Annotated in this window: 18 protein-coding genes; 12 read left to right on the forward strand and 6 right to left on the reverse strand. The window is 65.1% G+C overall.

Annotated features, from left to right (window positions below; translation table 11 throughout):
- Positions 1-10 precede the first annotated feature (10 nt).
- Positions 11-1138 (reverse strand): cytochrome d ubiquinol oxidase subunit II, encoded by a 1128-nt coding sequence (cydB, locus tag PG898_RS04170; RefSeq protein WP_171269119.1) that lies wholly within the window; start codon positions 1136-1138, stop codon positions 11-13.
- Positions 1138-2709: a cytochrome ubiquinol oxidase subunit I gene (locus tag PG898_RS04175; protein WP_042648349.1), complete on the reverse strand. Its 1572-nt coding sequence runs from the start codon at positions 2707-2709 to the stop codon at positions 1138-1140. Before PG898_RS04175 ends, cydB begins: the two co-directional genes overlap by 1 nt.
- Before the next feature lie 121 nt (positions 2710-2830).
- Between PG898_RS04175 and PG898_RS04180 the strand changes: the two genes are divergently transcribed.
- From PG898_RS04180 to PG898_RS04200, 5 genes are all read left to right on the forward strand, one after another.
- The gene (locus PG898_RS04180; RefSeq protein WP_171269120.1) at positions 2831-4246 is read left to right on the forward strand and encodes an aminotransferase-like domain-containing protein; all 1416 of its coding nucleotides are present in this window, start codon (positions 2831-2833) and stop codon (positions 4244-4246) included.
- 120 nt (positions 4247-4366) lie between these two features.
- Entirely contained in the window at positions 4367-5173 is an 807-nt protein-coding gene (locus PG898_RS04185) for a substrate-binding domain-containing protein (protein WP_171269121.1), read from the forward strand.
- Between the two features lie 40 nt (positions 5174-5213).
- On the forward strand, positions 5214-5633 hold the full coding sequence (locus PG898_RS04190; RefSeq protein WP_052833528.1) for a COG4315 family predicted lipoprotein: 420 nt from the start codon (positions 5214-5216) through the stop codon (positions 5631-5633).
- A gap of 7 nt (positions 5634-5640) precedes the next feature.
- Positions 5641-6168 (forward strand): RNA polymerase sigma factor, encoded by a 528-nt coding sequence (locus tag PG898_RS04195; protein WP_042648352.1) that lies wholly within the window; start codon positions 5641-5643, stop codon positions 6166-6168.
- Positions 6153-6857: a hypothetical protein gene (locus PG898_RS04200; protein ID WP_171269122.1), complete on the forward strand. Its 705-nt coding sequence runs from the start codon at positions 6153-6155 to the stop codon at positions 6855-6857. Before PG898_RS04195 ends, PG898_RS04200 begins: the two co-directional genes overlap by 16 nt.
- Before the next feature lie 93 nt (positions 6858-6950).
- On the opposite strand, the gene PG898_RS04205 is transcribed toward PG898_RS04200, so the two are convergent.
- Positions 6951-7409 carry a GNAT family N-acetyltransferase gene (locus PG898_RS04205; protein ID WP_171269123.1) on the reverse strand — a complete coding sequence of 153 codons (459 nt, stop codon included), beginning with the start codon at positions 7407-7409 and terminating at the stop codon, positions 6951-6953.
- Positions 7410-7578: 169 nt separating this feature from the next.
- Entirely contained in the window at positions 7579-8232 is a 654-nt protein-coding gene (locus PG898_RS04210) for a tellurite resistance TerB family protein (RefSeq protein ID WP_043130072.1), read from the reverse strand.
- 63 nt (positions 8233-8295) lie between these two features.
- Between PG898_RS04210 and PG898_RS04215 the strand changes: the two genes are divergently transcribed.
- The 5 genes from PG898_RS04215 (at position 8296) to PG898_RS04235 (ending at position 10706) form a co-directional block, all read left to right on the forward strand.
- Positions 8296-9144: a DMT family transporter gene (locus PG898_RS04215; protein ID WP_270824029.1), complete on the forward strand. Its 849-nt coding sequence runs from the start codon at positions 8296-8298 to the stop codon at positions 9142-9144.
- Entirely contained in the window at positions 9144-9443 is a 300-nt protein-coding gene (locus tag PG898_RS04220) for a hypothetical protein (protein WP_043130107.1), read from the forward strand. Before PG898_RS04215 ends, PG898_RS04220 begins: the two co-directional genes overlap by 1 nt.
- Before the next feature lie 14 nt (positions 9444-9457).
- On the forward strand, positions 9458-9928 hold the full coding sequence (locus PG898_RS04225) for an acyl-CoA thioesterase (protein ID WP_041207030.1): 471 nt from the start codon (positions 9458-9460) through the stop codon (positions 9926-9928).
- A gap of 85 nt (positions 9929-10013) precedes the next feature.
- Positions 10014-10169: a pleiotropic regulatory protein RsmS gene (rsmS, locus tag PG898_RS04230; RefSeq protein WP_268433181.1), complete on the forward strand. Its 156-nt coding sequence runs from the start codon at positions 10014-10016 to the stop codon at positions 10167-10169.
- Positions 10170-10238: 69 nt separating this feature from the next.
- Entirely contained in the window at positions 10239-10706 is a 468-nt protein-coding gene (locus tag PG898_RS04235; RefSeq protein WP_270824031.1) for a GyrI-like domain-containing protein, read from the forward strand.
- 71 nt (positions 10707-10777) lie between these two features.
- Here PG898_RS04235 and PG898_RS04240 read toward each other — a convergent pair whose 3' ends face one another.
- Positions 10778-11635: a LysR family transcriptional regulator gene (locus PG898_RS04240; RefSeq protein ID WP_171269491.1), complete on the reverse strand. Its 858-nt coding sequence runs from the start codon at positions 11633-11635 to the stop codon at positions 10778-10780.
- Between the two features lie 121 nt (positions 11636-11756).
- On the opposite strand from PG898_RS04240, the gene PG898_RS04245 reads away from it, so the two are divergent.
- Positions 11757-12260, forward strand: a complete 504-nt coding sequence (locus PG898_RS04245; protein ID WP_408749907.1) for a nucleoside deaminase — start codon at positions 11757-11759, stop codon at positions 12258-12260.
- Positions 12253-13491 carry an MFS transporter gene (locus PG898_RS04250; RefSeq protein ID WP_171269127.1) on the forward strand — a complete coding sequence of 413 codons (1239 nt, stop codon included), beginning with the start codon at positions 12253-12255 and terminating at the stop codon, positions 13489-13491. The genes PG898_RS04245 and PG898_RS04250 overlap by 8 nt, the downstream gene beginning before the upstream one ends.
- Positions 13492-13534: 43 nt before the next feature.
- Here the strand turns inward: PG898_RS04250 and rluF are convergent, their stop codons facing one another.
- Entirely contained in the window at positions 13535-14548 is a 1014-nt protein-coding gene (gene rluF, locus PG898_RS04255) for a 23S rRNA pseudouridine(2604) synthase RluF (protein ID WP_171269128.1), read from the reverse strand.
- Positions 14549-14607 lie beyond the last annotated feature (59 nt).

A 14607-nucleotide genomic window follows, 5' to 3' on the forward strand; every position in this document is an offset into this window, starting at 1 on the left:
AATTCCTGTGTCAGTAAAGGCTATGGCCCTGCTGGCGCACCTGCTCGGTACTCATCTTGCCCCGCGCCACCCAATAGACCCAGAGCGTATAGCCGATGTTGATGGGCATCAGCACGGCGACTATGCCCAGCATGATGAAGAGGGTGTGCTCGCTGGAGGTACCGTCCCACAGGGTCAGGCTGCTCGACGGATCCAGGGACGAGGGCAGCACAAACGGGAACAGCGCAATGGCCACGGTCAGCATCATGGCGGCGCAGGCGCCGCCGCTGGCGACGATGGCCAGTCGTGCCCGGCCCAGATGGCTTGCCAGCGTGCTTAAGAGCGGTAGCAAGAGACCCAGGGCAGGCACAGTCCAGAGCCAGGGGTGCGCCATGAAGTTGCCCAACCAGCCATCCGGCGCTGTCACCACCCGCTTCATCAGGGGCGTCAGGGCGCTGTTGAGATCCCCGATCTCGGCTATCCGGTAACCGCGCATCTGGCTAAGCCAGAAACCACCCAGGGCAAAGAGAATACTAGCCAATGGGCCGAGCCAGCGGCTCTGGCGGGCGCAACGCTGTGCTATCACCCCTTGGGTCTTGCACTGCAGGAAGCTGCTGCCATGTAGCATCAGCAGGGCCAGCGCCGTGCCCATGCAGGTCAACAGCAGCGGCCAGTTGAAGTCAAAGGCGCCGTAGTGGATGCGAAGGGCCGAGTCGAAGCGAAACGGCAGCCCCTGCAACAAGAAGCCGAGGGTCGCGCCAAACACCAGGGTCGGCAGCAGGGCCCCCATCACCAGGGCCCTGTCCCACCAGCGACGCCACAGGGGGTCCGGCAGCTTGCTGCGATAGTCAAACCCCACCGGGCGCAGGAAGAGGCCGAACAGCAGGAACATGAAGGGCACATAGAGCGCCGAGAAGGAGGCGGCATAGACCAGAGGCCAGGCGGCGAACAGGGTGCCGGCACCGGCAATGAGCCACACCTGGTTGCCCTCCCACACGGGGCCCACGCTGTTGAGCAGCACGCGCCGCTCCTCATCAGTTTTGGCCACCACGGGGAGCAACATGCCGACCCCGAGATCGAAGCCGTCCATTACCACGAAGCCGATGAGCAGGAAGAGCACCAGCCCCCACCAGATGAGTTTCAGGGTTTCGTAATCCATCAGACGGGACTCCCGTTTTTCAACACTTCACCTTGATAACGACCCGTTTGCAGGCTCGCGGGCCCTTTGCGGATCACGTGACGCAACAAGAACAGCTCCACCACCAGCAGCGTGCTGTAGATAAGGAAGATGGAGATGAGGCTGAACCAGAGCTGCCCAGGTTGCAGCAAGGAGACGGACGCCGACACCGGCAGCACGTCGCTGATGGTCCAGGGCTGACGACCAAACTCGGCCACGAACCAGCCCGCCTCTATGGCAATCCAGGGCAGCGGAATAGACCAGAACAGCGCCTTGAGCAGGCGCGGGGATTGCACCAGCTTGCCCCGGCACAGCTGCAGGAAGGCGGCGACAAAGAGCCCGAGCAACACCACCCCTATGCCCACCATCAGCCGGAAGCTCCAGAAGAGCGGCGCCACCTGGGGAATGGAATCGTCGACCGCCTTGGCGATGGCCGCCTCGTCCGCTTTGCCTATCTCCTTGGCATGGGGGGTGAGCAGCAGGCCGTAGCCGAGATCGGCGCGGTGACGCTCGAAGGTGGCGCGGGCCTCGGCATTGCTACCGTCTGAACGCAGCGCCTCCAGGGCGCCGTACGCCAGCATGCCGCTGCGAATGCGCACCTCGTGCTGCGCTTTCAGATCTTTAAGGCCGGTCACCTGCTCATCGAGAGAGCGGGTGGCGATGATGCCCATCAGATAGGGAATTTTGATGGCCCCGTGAGTGGTCTCGTCACCCTGATCCGGCAGACCGAACAGGGTGAAGGAGGCAGGGGCGGGTTCGGTCTCCCACTCCGCCTCTATGGCGGCGAGCTTGACCTTCTGCACCTCCCCGGAGCGGTAGCCCGACTCGTCCCCCAGCACGATGACAGAGAGGATGGCGGCCAGGCCAAAACCCGAGGCGATGGCAAAGGATCGCAGGGCGAAGCGCACCTCCATGCGGCGCAGCAGATACCAGCTGCTCACCCCCATCACGAACAGGGAGGCCGCCACATAGCCCGCCGCGACAGTGTGGACGAACTTGACCTGGGCCACCGGGTTGAAGATCACCGCCGCCACGTCGGTCAGCTCCATGCGCATCGTCATGGGGTTGAACTCGGCGCCGACCGGGTTCTGCATCCAGCCGTTGGCGATGAGGATCCAGAGTGCGGAGAGGTTGGAGCCGAGCGCCACCAGCGCGGTCACCAGCAGGTGCTGACCCCGGGAGAGCTTCTCCCAGCCGAAGAAGAAGAGGCCCACCAGGGTGGATTCCAGGAAGAAGGCCATCAGCCCCTCTACCGCCAGCGGGGTGCCGAAGATGTCGCCGACGTAGTGGGAGTAATAGGCCCAGTTGGTACCAAACTGGAACTCCAGGGTGATGCCGGTAGTCACCCCCATGACGAAGTTGATACCGAACAGCTTGCCCCAGAAGCGGGTGATGTCCTTGTAGATCACCTTGCCGGTCATCACGTAGGCGGACTCGGCAATCACCAGGATCCAGGACAGTCCCAGGGTGAGGGGCACAAACAGAAAGTGGAACATCGCCGTCGCGCCGAACTGTATTCGGGAGAGGCTGACCACATCATCCAGGCTTATCATGCATGACTCTCTATGTTGCATTTAACAGACAGGTTTTCGCCCGTTAAGTACAACACGTGCCATGACACCTATAACAGATGCAGTTATAGTGAAATCCACCTATAACAGTTTAGGCCACCCCATGTCCCGTTACGGTCAGCTGGCTGCCTTGTTGCAGCAGCAGATAGAGAGCGGCCTCTGGCAGCCGGGGGAGCGCATCCCCTCCATCCGCCAGAGCTGCAAGACCCATCATTTGAGCCCCATGACGGTGCTGCAGGCCTACCAGTTGCTCGAGAGCCTCGGCCTCATCCTGGCCAGGCCCCAGTCCGGTTACTACGTCAAGGCCGCCCCCTCCCCGCTGCGCGCCAGCACGCCGCAGCAGGCTCACTACAGCGGCTCGGTGGACATCAACGATCTGGTGTTCGAGGTGTTGCAGGCGAGCAAGTCCCGGGAGCTGGTGCCGCTGGGGCTCGCGGTGGCGGATCCCGCCCTCTTCCCCCACCCCCAGCTCGGCCGGGCCCTGGCGAGCTGCATGCGCCGCCTCGATCCCTTCAGCACGGTGGCAGATCTTCCCCCTGGCAACGAGGCGCTGCGCCGCGCCATCGCCCAGCGTTACGCCAACGACGGCCTGGCGGTGGATCCCCAGGAGATCATCATCACCACCGGTGCCATGGAGGCCCTCTCCCTAAGCCTGCAGGTGCTGACCGAGCCCGGGGACTGGGTGGTGGTGGAGTCCCCCACCTTCTACGGCGCCCTGCAGGCCATAGAGCGGCTCAAGCTCAACGTGGTGGAGATCCCCGTGATCCCCGGGGTGGGCATCGATCTCGCCCTGCTCACCGAGGCCCTGGCCCAGCGCCCCATCAAGGCGTGCTGGCTGATGGGCAACGTCCAGCATCCGCTCGGCCACACCATGCCGGATGGCCACAAGCAGGCACTGATGGCGCTGCTCAACGCCCATGAGGTGCCCCTGGTGGAAGACGACGTCTACGCCGAGCTCTACTTTGGCCGCGAGCGCCCCAGCCCCATCAAACGCTGGGACGCCCGGGGCGACAGCCTGCTGTGCGGCTCCTGGACCAAGTGCCTGGCGCCGGGCTTTCGGGTCGGCTGGGTGGTGGCCGGATCCCATGCCGAGCGCATCCAGCGGCTGCAACTGATGTCGACGCTGTCCACCAATGTGCCGAGCCAGCTGGCGCTCGCCGACATGCTGCGCCAGGGTGGGGTGGATGCCCACTTTCGCCGCCTGCGCCACACCCTGGCCCAGCGCCAGCAGCAGATGCGGGCGGCCCTGCTGCGCCTCTTCCAGGACGAGGTGCATATCTCGACCCCGGACGGCGGCTACTTCCTCTGGCTGACATTCGACGCGCGCCTCGACAGCCGGGCCCTCTATGCCCAGGCGCTGGCCAACGGTTTCTCGCTGGCCCCCGGTGCCCTGTTCTCGAGCCAGGGCCAGCACAACCACTGCCTGCGCCTCAACAGCGCCCATCCCTGGAGCCCGGCGCTGGAGGCCGCCCTCACCCGGCTGGCGGCGTTGGTCCACCAGCAGCTGGGAGGCTCCTAGCCTTTATCGATAGCTGCGCCTGAGGCGGGTTCGGCTTTATTGATAAATTAATTTTTCCTCAACTGCATCCAATCGCCTCCCTCCTTCGTCTCTTGCTTGAACCTCAATCAAGGAGAGACGATGAAATCCCAACCCCTCTGGCTCGCCCTGCTCTGCTTGGCCCTCATCCAGCCGCTGCAGGCGGCCCCCCTCTCCCAGTCTGCCCAGACCGACCCTGTCCATCAGGCCGGTGATGGCGTGATCCGCCTATACGGCCCAGGTGGCCCGGACACCGCCCTGAAACGGGCGGCCGCGGCCTTCCAGCAGGAGACCGGGATCCCGGTCGAGGTCACCGCCGGCCCCGAACATAGCTGGCGTGACAGGGCCGTCAAGGATGCGGATCTCATCTTCGCCGGGGCCGAGCAATCCATGTCCGCCTACCTGCAGAGCTACCCCTTCCTCGACAGGAAGAGCGCCCACGCCTACTACCTGCGCCGCAGCGTCATCGCGGTGCAAAAGGGCAACCCGGCGCGGATCACCGGGGTGGAGGATCTGATCAACCGACCCCTCAAGGTGGTGGTGACCGAGGGACTCGGCAGCTACAACACCTCGGGCACCGGGCTCTGGGAAGACGTGGCCGGGCGCAAGGGCAAGCTGGCCGATGTGCAGAAGCTCAGGCGCAACATCGTCGCCTTCGAACAGGGCAGCGGCGCCAGCTTCCGGGCCTTCACTCATCAACAGGCCGATGCCTGGATCACCTGGGTGCACTGGCCCCTGAACCACCAGGACAAGGCCGACTTCGTCGAGATCGAGCCGGAACGCCGCATCTATCGCGGTCTGCTGATCACCAAGGCGCAGGGCGCGGATGCCAGCACCCAGCGCTTTATCGATTTCATCGACAGCCCCCAAGGCGAGCCCTTCTTCGCCCAGGATGGTTGGACCCGTTAACCCCTGCCCTCTCATCGCCAATAGACCCAAGGAGAACACCATGAACAAGTTCCTCATCACCCTCGCCTGCCTGCCCCTCGCCTCGGCCTGGGCCCTGGACACCCAGCCCCTGAGCGGGGCCGAGCAGTTGCCCATCGCCCGGATGACTGAGAACGGCAAGACCTATCTGGTCGATGCCAAGGGCTTCAGCCTCTACCGCTTCGACAAGGATGCCCAAGGAAAATCAACCTGTTATGCTGAGTGCGCCGAAAAATGGCCGCCGGCATTGGCCAGCGCGGAGCAGGCCAAGGCGGGGATCGGCAGCGCGGCCGACGTCGGCATCAGCCTGATCCTGCGCGACGATGGCAACTATCAATGGAGCTACCGTGGCCAACCGCTCTATCGCTGGATCAAGGATGAGCAGCCCGGCCAGAGCAGCGGGGACGGCGTGAAGAATGTCTGGCACCGCGTCCAACTATGAGGTCTGAGTGAATATCGACAACCAGCAACTTGCCCACCTGCTCGCCCGCAGCCAGCAGAGGGACAAGCAGGCATTTGAAGCGCTCTACCGGCTGACGGGCCAGCCTCTGTATGCCATGCTCCACGCCCTGCTCAAGGACAAGCAGTGGGCCGCAGACATCCTGCAGGAGGGCTTTTTGAAGATCTGGCACGGTCAGAGCGCCTATCCCGTCGACTACCCCTGGGCCTGGCTCTGCCAGTGCATGCGCCATCTGGCCATCGACGCCCTGAGGGCGAAGATACGCCACGGGGAGACCCCACTGGATGAGTCCTGGGAGGAGAAGCCCGGCCAGGAGACAGAGGGGCTGGCCCCCTCTTTTTCCCTCGAGCATTGCCTCGGACGACTCTGTGCCGACAAGCGCAACGCCATCGTGCTCGCTTATCGCCACGGCCTGAGCCACCAGGAGATAGTCAGCCACACCCAGACCCCGCTCGGCACGGTCAAGTCCTGGATCCGGCGCGGACTGGAGGAGCTCAAGCTATGCCTGACTCAATGACCCCCAAACGCTATCGAGACCCCGCCCTGCGCGAGCGGCTCGCCGGCGAGTATGTACTGGGTACCCTGAGCCCGCGGGTGCAGGCCAGGATGAGCCGCCTGATGGCCCGCGATCCTGACTGGTGGCAGTGGATTGAACAGTGGCAGCAACATCTGGATCCTCTGCTGCGCCAGCCTCAACCCGCCCCGCCCCTGCCCCGCCAGATCTGGCGCAACATAGAACAGGGGATCTCCCCCAAATCCAGGCCCCATCGCCTGTGGTGGCCGCTCGCCATGGCCGCGTCCCTGCTACTGGGCCTGTGGCTGCAACCGCTGCTTCCCTGGCACTCCGCGCCCATCCAGCCGGTGCGCTACCTGGCCACGATGTCCTCCGCAGGTGAGGAGGCCCCCTTCGTGCTGGTGGCCTATCAGGGCAAGCGGCCGGGTCAGTCGAGCATCCGCTTGCAACAGAATCTGGCGAATCCGCTGCGCCTGCCCGCCGACGCCATGCTCTGGATGCGCGATCGAGAATCGGCCAAGCTGGTGCCCCTGGCCCCAATCAGAGAGGTCATGGCGGGCCGCCTGATGACCCCCACCGAATGGCAGCAGCTTAAAGAGAGCAGCGAGCTGCTGGTGATGGCGACGGGGAGTGAACGCCCGCTCTATCGTGGCCGCTGCATCGAGCTCGGCCCCTGGCCGGCGGAGAGCTAAGCACGATCGCAGCACTTTCACCACGCGCTGCACTTTCAACAACAGCAACAACAAGGCCCCATGATGGGGCCTTGTTTATTCACCGGTGTCGGGCTATCTGGCGTACGTTTCAGACTGCCGGGTAAAGCCAAGGGATTCGTAAAGCGACCTGGCCCTGTCATTGAATGACATCACCTCCAGCCGGATCTGGCTTGCATCATGGGCCTTGGCCCAGCCATCACAATGGGCGATCAGTGCCTTGCCTATGCCACGGGATCTGTGGTGCTCATCCACCACCACAGTCGTGATCCGACAGACGGGCAGTTTGGTAAGAAACGGAATGGCTTCATTGATATCGATTCGGGCAGTCAGAAACCCCACTACCACCCCCTCCACCACGGCGACACAAAACAGTCGCCCCTCGCTCTGGATGGCGTCCAGCAGAAACGCCCGCTGTCGCGAAGAGGGAGGGCAGAACACCTCGGGAGCCTGCTCGAAGTGGATCTGCCCTATCTGCCGATCCAGCTCGACAATGGCGTCGAGATCCTGCTCGGTTGCCTTGCGTATTTCCAATGGGTGCTCCTTGCATTTGGCTGACGAACTGACCCCAAGGCCTGGGGGAGGGTTCATCATAGGAGGAGTCGGCACCAAGGTGAAGCGCCGAATGTATCCATTCAGAATGGCCACAAACCACAAGGCCCCGTGACGGGGCCTTGTGCACAATCCTGATGGCAGCAAGGGCTCAACCCGGCGCACCCAGCTGGGCGACCTGGCGTTCTATGCTGGTTTTCAGATTGTCATCGAGCTTCAAGGCCCGGGCCAGCTCGTCGAGATAGCCGCGCTCCATGAAGTGATCCACCTCGACGGCGAGCAAGGAGGCGAGATAGACCTCGGTGGCCTGCTCCATGTCGGTGACCTCACGGGCCAGGGCCTGGGGATCCAGCGGACGGGCCAGCTCGGCGTCAATCCAGCGAGCGGCATCGGATTGGCCCTGCTCGGTCAGGTACTGCTGGATCTTCAGCCGCTCGGCGTCATCGATATGACCGTCGGCCCGGGCCGCAGCCACCATGGCGCGCACCAGCAAGCTGGCTCGGGCATCCAGTTCGGCGCCCGCCAGCTCGTTGAGGGGATGGGGCGTGCCGGCCGCTGGCGCACTCTGGTTCTGCTGCCAGTCCTGGTAGAGCTTGTAGGCCAGACCGCCGAGGGCGGCCGCCCCGCCCACCGCCGCCACCTTGGTGCCGTATTTGCGTATATTCTTGTTGCCAAGCAGCAGCGCCATGGCTCCGGCGGCCAGCCCCCCCTGGGCCATGCCTTTCATCTGGGCCTTGCGCGTGTCACCACCATCGTTGAGCCAGCCCTTGCCAGCTCCCATCAATTGCTCCAGCATCTGTTTCATGGGGCCTCCTCATTTGCATGAAATACCATGCTGTGCCGCGCCCACTGAACTCAAGGTGAATGGATGCCACTGCCCCGCCTGTTGCTGCTGACCCTGCTGACGCTCACTGCGTTCGCTGCCAATTCGGTACTCTGCCGCCTCGCCCTGTTCGAAGAGCGGATGGATCCGGCCCTGTTTACCCTGCTGCGGCTGACCAGCGGCGCCCTGATGCTGATCCTGCTGTGCCGGGTTCGCCACCAGTCGCCGCGCCAGGGAGACTGGGGGGGGGCCCTCGCGCTCATCGCCTATGGCGCCGCCTTCTCGTTCGCCTATCTCACCCTGACCGCAGGCACCGGCGCCCTGCTGCTGTTTGCCGCCGTCCAGCTCAGCATGCTGGCACCGCCCCTGCTGCGCGGAGAGTCCCTGCCACTGCGCCAGTGGGCTGGCCTGCTGCTCGCCATGGCAGGGCTGGTATTGTTGTTGCTGCCCGGCATCCGGGCGCCGGATCCCCTGGGGGCGGCCCTGATGATAGGCGCCGGCATCGCCTGGGCCTGCTATACCCTGCGGGCCTCACGCTTTGCCGATCCCATCGCCGCCAATGCCGGTCACTTCCTGCGGGCCAGCCTGCCGGCGGCGCTGCTCTACATGCTGCTTGGCCGGCTTGAGGCCAGCCCGGCGGCCATTGGCTACGCCCTGGCCTCGGGGGCCCTCGCCTCCGGCCTTGGGTATGCGCTCTGGTATCTGGTGCTGCCCCAACTGGGACGCACCCTGGCCGCCAGCGTCCAGCTGCTGGTGCCCCTGCTTGCGGCGCTGGCAGGGATCATCTGGTTGGATGAGTCCTGGTCGCTACGGTTGTTATTGTCATCACTGGGCATTCTGGGGGGCATAGCCCTGGTCATAACAGGACGCCCCCCACAAGGAGACAAAGCATGATGAAGATGGTCATTTTGCTGCTCGCCAGCAGCCTGTCGAGCGGTCTGCTCGCCATAGAGCAGGATCGGGAAACCCATCAAGCCGGGCTGGATCGGGCCTGTTCCGACGCCCAGCAACTGCTGATCGTGCAGGGCCGACAGCAGCGCATCGACACCTGCATCAAGGAGGGGGGCAAAACGACCCGCTGCCAGCAGGAGTTTGCCAGCTTCGGCCAGCGCGAGGGCAACAAGCGCCCCGATTTTTCCAAGGTGCCCGCCTGCCAGCAGGCCGAGGCCTATCGCAAAAGTTACCGGCAATAAGCCGAGGAGAGAGCATGATCCCACCCCGCGAACTGACCCTGCAATTTCTGGCCGAACCGGCCGACGTCAACTTCGGAGGCAAGGTCCATGGCGGCATGGTGATGAAGTGGATCGATCAGGCCGGCTACGCCTGCGCCGCCGGTTGGTGTGGCGGCTATGCCGTCACCGTCTATGTGGGGGGCATCCGTTTTTTACGCCCCATCCAGATAGGCCAGCTGGTGGAGGTGCACGCCAAGGTGATCCACACCGGCACCACCAGCATGCACCTGGCGGTAGACGTCTACAGCCGCCACCCCACTGACCCTGCGCGCCACAAGACCACCCACTGCATCATCATCTTCGTGGCCATGGACGAGCACGGCAAACCGAGTCCTGTGCCCCAATGGCAGCCGGTGAGCGAGCAGGATCTGCAATTGCAGCAGTACGCCAGGAAGCTGATGACCCTGCGCGAGGAGCTCGACAAGGAGATGCGCCAGCACATGTGACACCCGTCAAACCCCGGCAGCCGAGGCGTGTCTTCGCCGTCCGGGGCGCTATAATGGCGACCACGCTGCCCCATGAGAAACCAAGATGTCACTGGAAACTGCACCGCCCGAGGTCAAACTCGCGGTGGATCTGATAGAACTGCTGGAAACCAACCAGATTGCCCCGGATCTCGTCCTGGCGGCGCTCGCCATCGTTCGCCAGGACTATGAGCGCAAGCTCGAGGAAGGCCGGGCGCACTGACACTTTCACCTCGACCCTGTCCCTTCACCTCTTTCCCTTCAACCCTTCTCCTACAACCCAGGAGGCACCATGTCAGACCCCGTTCGCTTCGAAACCGGCAAGGCCATGCTGCTTGGCGGCCTGCGTCGCCATCACGACTTCCAGCACGGCGACTTCGGTGGCCAGTGGCGTGACTTCAGCGCCCTTGGCCCCCTGCCGGGTCAGCTGGGGGAGCACGCCTACGGCGTCATCTGCGGCGCAACCGCGACGCAATGCGAGTATATGTGCGCGGTGGAAGTCGCCGCCCTGGAGGTGCTTCCCCCCGGGCTTGGCCGGATGCGCATCGCCCCCCAGACCTATGCGGTCTTTCGCCACCTTGGTCATGTGGATGCCCTGCCGCACACCTGGCAGCAGGCGCTGGACTGGCTGGCACACTCGGACTATGAGTCCGCCCACAAGCCGGACTTTGAGCGCTACGGCGACAAATTTGACCCAAAGAGCGGCTGCGGGGAGGTGGAAGTCTGGCTCGCCGTGGTACCGAGGCAAGCCCTGGCCTGAGGGGCTGAGACGAAAGTGGCCTTCGCAGGGCACGTCTCAACACGGCACTGTTCGGCGCCGCGCTGCCCTGCTCAGCGCGGTACGATTGCCTCCTCCCCCATTACCTCGTCACACAGGGTGATCAGAGCCTCGCACAACCGGCTGAGGGGCTCACTGCCCCCCGCCCCCAGGTGCAGGGCCAGCTCCACCGGGCGCACCGACGGCCAGTGTGTCAGTTCAACCTGATCGGGCTGCAGCAAGCGGGTGGGCAACAGGCTCACCCCTATGCCCGCGCTCACCGCCCCCTGCAGGCTGGCGAGGCTGGCACTCACGTAGGCGATGCGCCAGGCAATGCCCCTGGCATCCAGGGTATCGGTTATCTGGCGCCGGTAGAGGCCTTCGCTCGGAAACACCACCAGGGGGACAGGATCCCGCTCCCCCGCGGGCCAGTCGCGGCTGTCGACCCAGGCGAGCGGCTCGCGCCAGCGGGCGATGGGCTCCCCCTGCCCCCGCCCCTGCTTGATCAGCGCCAGATCCAGTTCCCCCGCCTCGAAGGCCTGCCACAGGGCGTGGCTGAGATCGCTTTGCACCTCCAGCCTCACCTCGGGGTATTGCCGGGCGAAGGCCGCCAGCACCGCCGTCATGGCACCGGCGGCGAAATCCTCCGGCACCCCGAGGCGCAGGGGCAGGCTCGCCTCCCCCACCCGATCTCCCGCCTGGGCCAGCAGCCCCAGGATGCGGCGCGCCAGCCCGAGCAGGGTCTCCCCCTGGGCCGTGGTCACCACCTGGCGGCCGGATCTGTCGAGCAGCGGGCAACCGAGCTGCTGCTCGAGGCGGCGCATCTGCTGGCTGATGGTGGACTGGGTCAGATGCATCCGCTCGCCGGCTCGGGTGAAGCTGCCGGTCTCGACGATGGCGACAAAGCTCTGCAGCAGGTGGGGATCCAGCAAGGGTCGCTCCATGGGAGGGCTCCATTTATAAAATCACTGAAAGTCATTTTATCATTTAATTTCCAAATGACTTGCGGCCCCGTTAGGCTGCCGTCACTCCTCTCTTTTGCCAGGAAAATCCATGTTACAGCCCCCCCAGTCCGGAACACGCCCCGTCAACGCCCTCACCACCGTCTCGGCCCCCAGCCATCAAGGGTGGTTGGAACAGACCCTTCAGCTGGCACTGACCCACCGTCAGCAGGGGGGCCGCCCCTTCGCCGCCCTGCTGGTGCGAGACAACCAGCTGGTGGCGAGCGCCGTCAACCGGATGCTGGAAGCGGGGGATCCCACCCGCCACGCCGAGCTCGAGGCGCTGCGCACCGCCAGCCAACATGGGCCGCTCAAGGGCGCCGTGGTCTACGCCAGCGGCCACCCCTGCCCCATGTGTCTGTGCGCCCTGGTGATGAACGGCATCAGTGCCGTCTACTACGCCTTCGACAATGAAGACGCGGCCCCCTTCGGCTTTGACAGCAGCGCGGCTTACGCGGCGCTGCGGCTACCGCTGAGTCCGCCGCCCCTGCCATTGATCAAGCTGCCAAGCCCCATCCCGGCCGCCGCCCTCTACGACCCCCAATCCCATGGTTAAGCGCCCGCTTCCCTCCGGCAGCGGCGCCCTGCTGGTGTTGGTGGTGCTGATTGGCATCAATCTGCGCCCCTTCCTCACCGCCATCGGCCCCCTGGCGGGGGAGATAGATGCCCAACTGGCGCTCGGGATGGGCAGGCTGGCCTGGGTCACCCTGCTGCCACTGTTGCTGATCGGGGTCGGCGTGCTGCTTACCCCGTACCTGCTCGACAAGACCGGGCCGCGCCCCTTGCTCGGCACGGCCCTGTTGCTGCTGATGCTGGGCAGCGCCCTGCGCCTCGATCTCGCGAGCGGCACCCTGCTCATCGCCAGCGCCGCCCTGTGCGGTCTGGGGTCGGCCCTGGTACAGGGGACATTGCCCGGCCTCATCAAGGGGGCTTTCGCGGGCAAGGTGCCTCTGGTGATGGGGATCTTCTCGGCCTGCATGATGGGGGGCGGGGCGCTCGGCGCCGTGCTCACCCCGCGCCTCGCCGTGCACCTCGACTGGTCCCGGGCGCTGGCCCTGTGGAGCCTGCCGGTGCTGCTGGCCCTGGTCTGGCTCGGCTGGCGGGTGCGCCTGCCCGCCGCCACGCAGCACTCCCCCGTATCTGGGGAGCAGCGGCTGATCGCGCTGCCCCGCGCCTGGCTGCTGATCGCCTGCTTTGGCATCATCAACAGCGGCTACGGCATCGTCGTGGCCTGGCTGGCCCCCGCCTACCTGGCGCTGGGGTGGAGCCCCCAGCAGGGGGGCGAGCTGGTGGCCTGGCTGGCCCTGGCCCAGACCGTGAGCGGCCTGGGTCTGCCGCTGCTGGCGGCGCGCAAGCTGGACAGGCGCCCCTGGATGGGGCTGGCCATCGCGACGCAGGTGGCGGGCTTTGGCGGCCTCTGGCTCGCCCCAGAAGTCGCCCCCATCCTCTGGTGCCTGCTGTGCGGCGCAGGCCTTGGCGGCAGCTTCTCCCTCATCATGGTGATTGCGCTGGATCACCTGCCAGACCCCAGGCGCGCCGGCAGCCTCAGCGCCCTGATGCAGGGGTTTGGCTTCATGCTGGCGGCAACGGGCCCCTGGGTGGCGGCCCGCCTGCACCACTTGAGCGGCGACTTTGCCAGCGCCTGGCAGTGGCAGCTGGGGGGGGTGGCGCTGATGAGCCTGCTGGTGCTGCGTCTGGATCCACGCCACTACGCCCGCGTGATGCGACAGCCTGCGGCTCCTGTCAGCCAACGGTGCCAGACGGCACAAAACAATACACCGGCCTAGGGCCGGTGTATTGAGCAGGTTGAAAAGCGAGTGACGGGGCGCTTTAGCGCCCCTTCTTCTGCCGTCCACCCTGGTTGGTGCGCGGTTTGCCCGCAGTGGCCGGCTTGCCCCCCTTGGCCGGGGCCCCCTTGCCAGCGGCGCCTTTAGCAGCTACTCCCTTGCCCGCGCCGCCCTTGCCTGCGGGGCTCTTCTTCTCGAAGGCCTCCGGGCCCGGCACATTGGGGCGCCCGCCAATCTCGTGATCGTCGTCGCGGCGCGGCTTCTTTCCCTGAGCCGGTTTGGTGGTTTGCGCCCCCGGGGTCTTGGGTTTCTCCCCCTTGGCCGGTTTCACCTCGGAGGAGGAGTCTTCAATCAGCTTGAACAGCTCGATCAGCTCGCCGTCGGTAAGGTCGCGCCACTCCCCCACCGGCAACCCCTTGAGGCTGACGTTCATGATGCGGATGCGCTCGAGCTTGGTCACCTCGAAGCCGAAGTGCTCGCACATGCGGCGGATCTGGCGGTTCAGCCCCTGCACTAGCGTGATACGAAACACGAAGGGGGCTTCTCGCTTCACCCTGCACTTCTTGGTGACGGCGCCGAGGATGGGCACCCCGGCTCCCATGCCCCGGATAAACTCGTCGGTCACCGGCTTGTCCACGGTCACCAGGTACTCTTTCTCGTGATCGTTGCCCGCCCGCAGGATCTTGTTCACCAGATCCCCGTGGTTGGTGAGGAAGATGAGCCCCTGGGAGTCCTTGTCGAGGCGCCCTATGGGGAAGATGCGGGTGCTGTGGTTGACGAAGTCGACGATGTTGTCCTTCTCCCCCGCCTCCGTGGTGGAGACGATGCCCACCGGCTTGTTCAGCACGATGAAAACCAGGCTGTCCGCCTCCCGCGCCTCGATCACCTGACCGTTCACCTTGACCAGATCCCCGGCAAACACCTGATCGCCGATCCCGGCCCGCTTGCCGTTGATGTAGACGTGGCCCTGCTCGATGAAGCGATCGGCCTCGCGACGGGAGCAGATGCCGCTCTCGCTGATGTATTTGTTCAGGCGCATGGATTCATCGGCCAGCATGGGTCACCTGCCAGATAGTGGAGTTCAAAAGAAGTGTCGGCTCGGTCAGCCAGGTCATG

It is taken from the genome of Aeromonas sp. QDB31, from assembly GCF_027707605.1.
Taxonomy (GTDB): domain Bacteria; phylum Pseudomonadota; class Gammaproteobacteria; order Enterobacterales; family Aeromonadaceae; genus Aeromonas; species Aeromonas media.

Coding starts and splice junctions, on each gene's coding strand:
- cydB (WP_171269119.1), bottom strand. CDS start 1,138: ATGGATTACGAAACCCTGAAACTCATCTGGTGGGGGCTGGTGCTCTTC.
- PG898_RS04175 (WP_042648349.1), bottom strand. CDS start 2,709: ATGATAAGCCTGGATGATGTGGTCAGCCTCTCCCGAATACAGTTCGGC.
- PG898_RS04180 (WP_171269120.1), top strand. CDS start 2,831: ATGTCCCGTTACGGTCAGCTGGCTGCCTTGTTGCAGCAGCAGATAGAG.
- PG898_RS04185 (WP_171269121.1), top strand. CDS start 4,367: ATGAAATCCCAACCCCTCTGGCTCGCCCTGCTCTGCTTGGCCCTCATC.
- PG898_RS04190 (WP_052833528.1), top strand. CDS start 5,214: ATGAACAAGTTCCTCATCACCCTCGCCTGCCTGCCCCTCGCCTCGGCC.
- PG898_RS04200 (WP_171269122.1), top strand. CDS start 6,153: ATGCCTGACTCAATGACCCCCAAACGCTATCGAGACCCCGCCCTGCGC.
- PG898_RS04210 (WP_043130072.1), bottom strand. CDS start 8,232: ATGAAACAGATGCTGGAGCAATTGATGGGAGCTGGCAAGGGCTGGCTC.
- PG898_RS04215 (WP_270824029.1), top strand. CDS start 8,296: ATGCCACTGCCCCGCCTGTTGCTGCTGACCCTGCTGACGCTCACTGCG.
- PG898_RS04220 (WP_043130107.1), top strand. CDS start 9,144: ATGAAGATGGTCATTTTGCTGCTCGCCAGCAGCCTGTCGAGCGGTCTG.
- PG898_RS04225 (WP_041207030.1), top strand. CDS start 9,458: ATGATCCCACCCCGCGAACTGACCCTGCAATTTCTGGCCGAACCGGCC.
- rsmS (WP_268433181.1), top strand. CDS start 10,014: ATGTCACTGGAAACTGCACCGCCCGAGGTCAAACTCGCGGTGGATCTG.
- PG898_RS04235 (WP_270824031.1), top strand. CDS start 10,239: ATGTCAGACCCCGTTCGCTTCGAAACCGGCAAGGCCATGCTGCTTGGC.
- PG898_RS04245 (WP_408749907.1), top strand. CDS start 11,757: ATGTTACAGCCCCCCCAGTCCGGAACACGCCCCGTCAACGCCCTCACC.
- PG898_RS04250 (WP_171269127.1), top strand. CDS start 12,253: ATGGTTAAGCGCCCGCTTCCCTCCGGCAGCGGCGCCCTGCTGGTGTTG.
- rluF (WP_171269128.1), bottom strand. CDS start 14,548: ATGCTGGCCGATGAATCCATGCGCCTGAACAAATACATCAGCGAGAGC.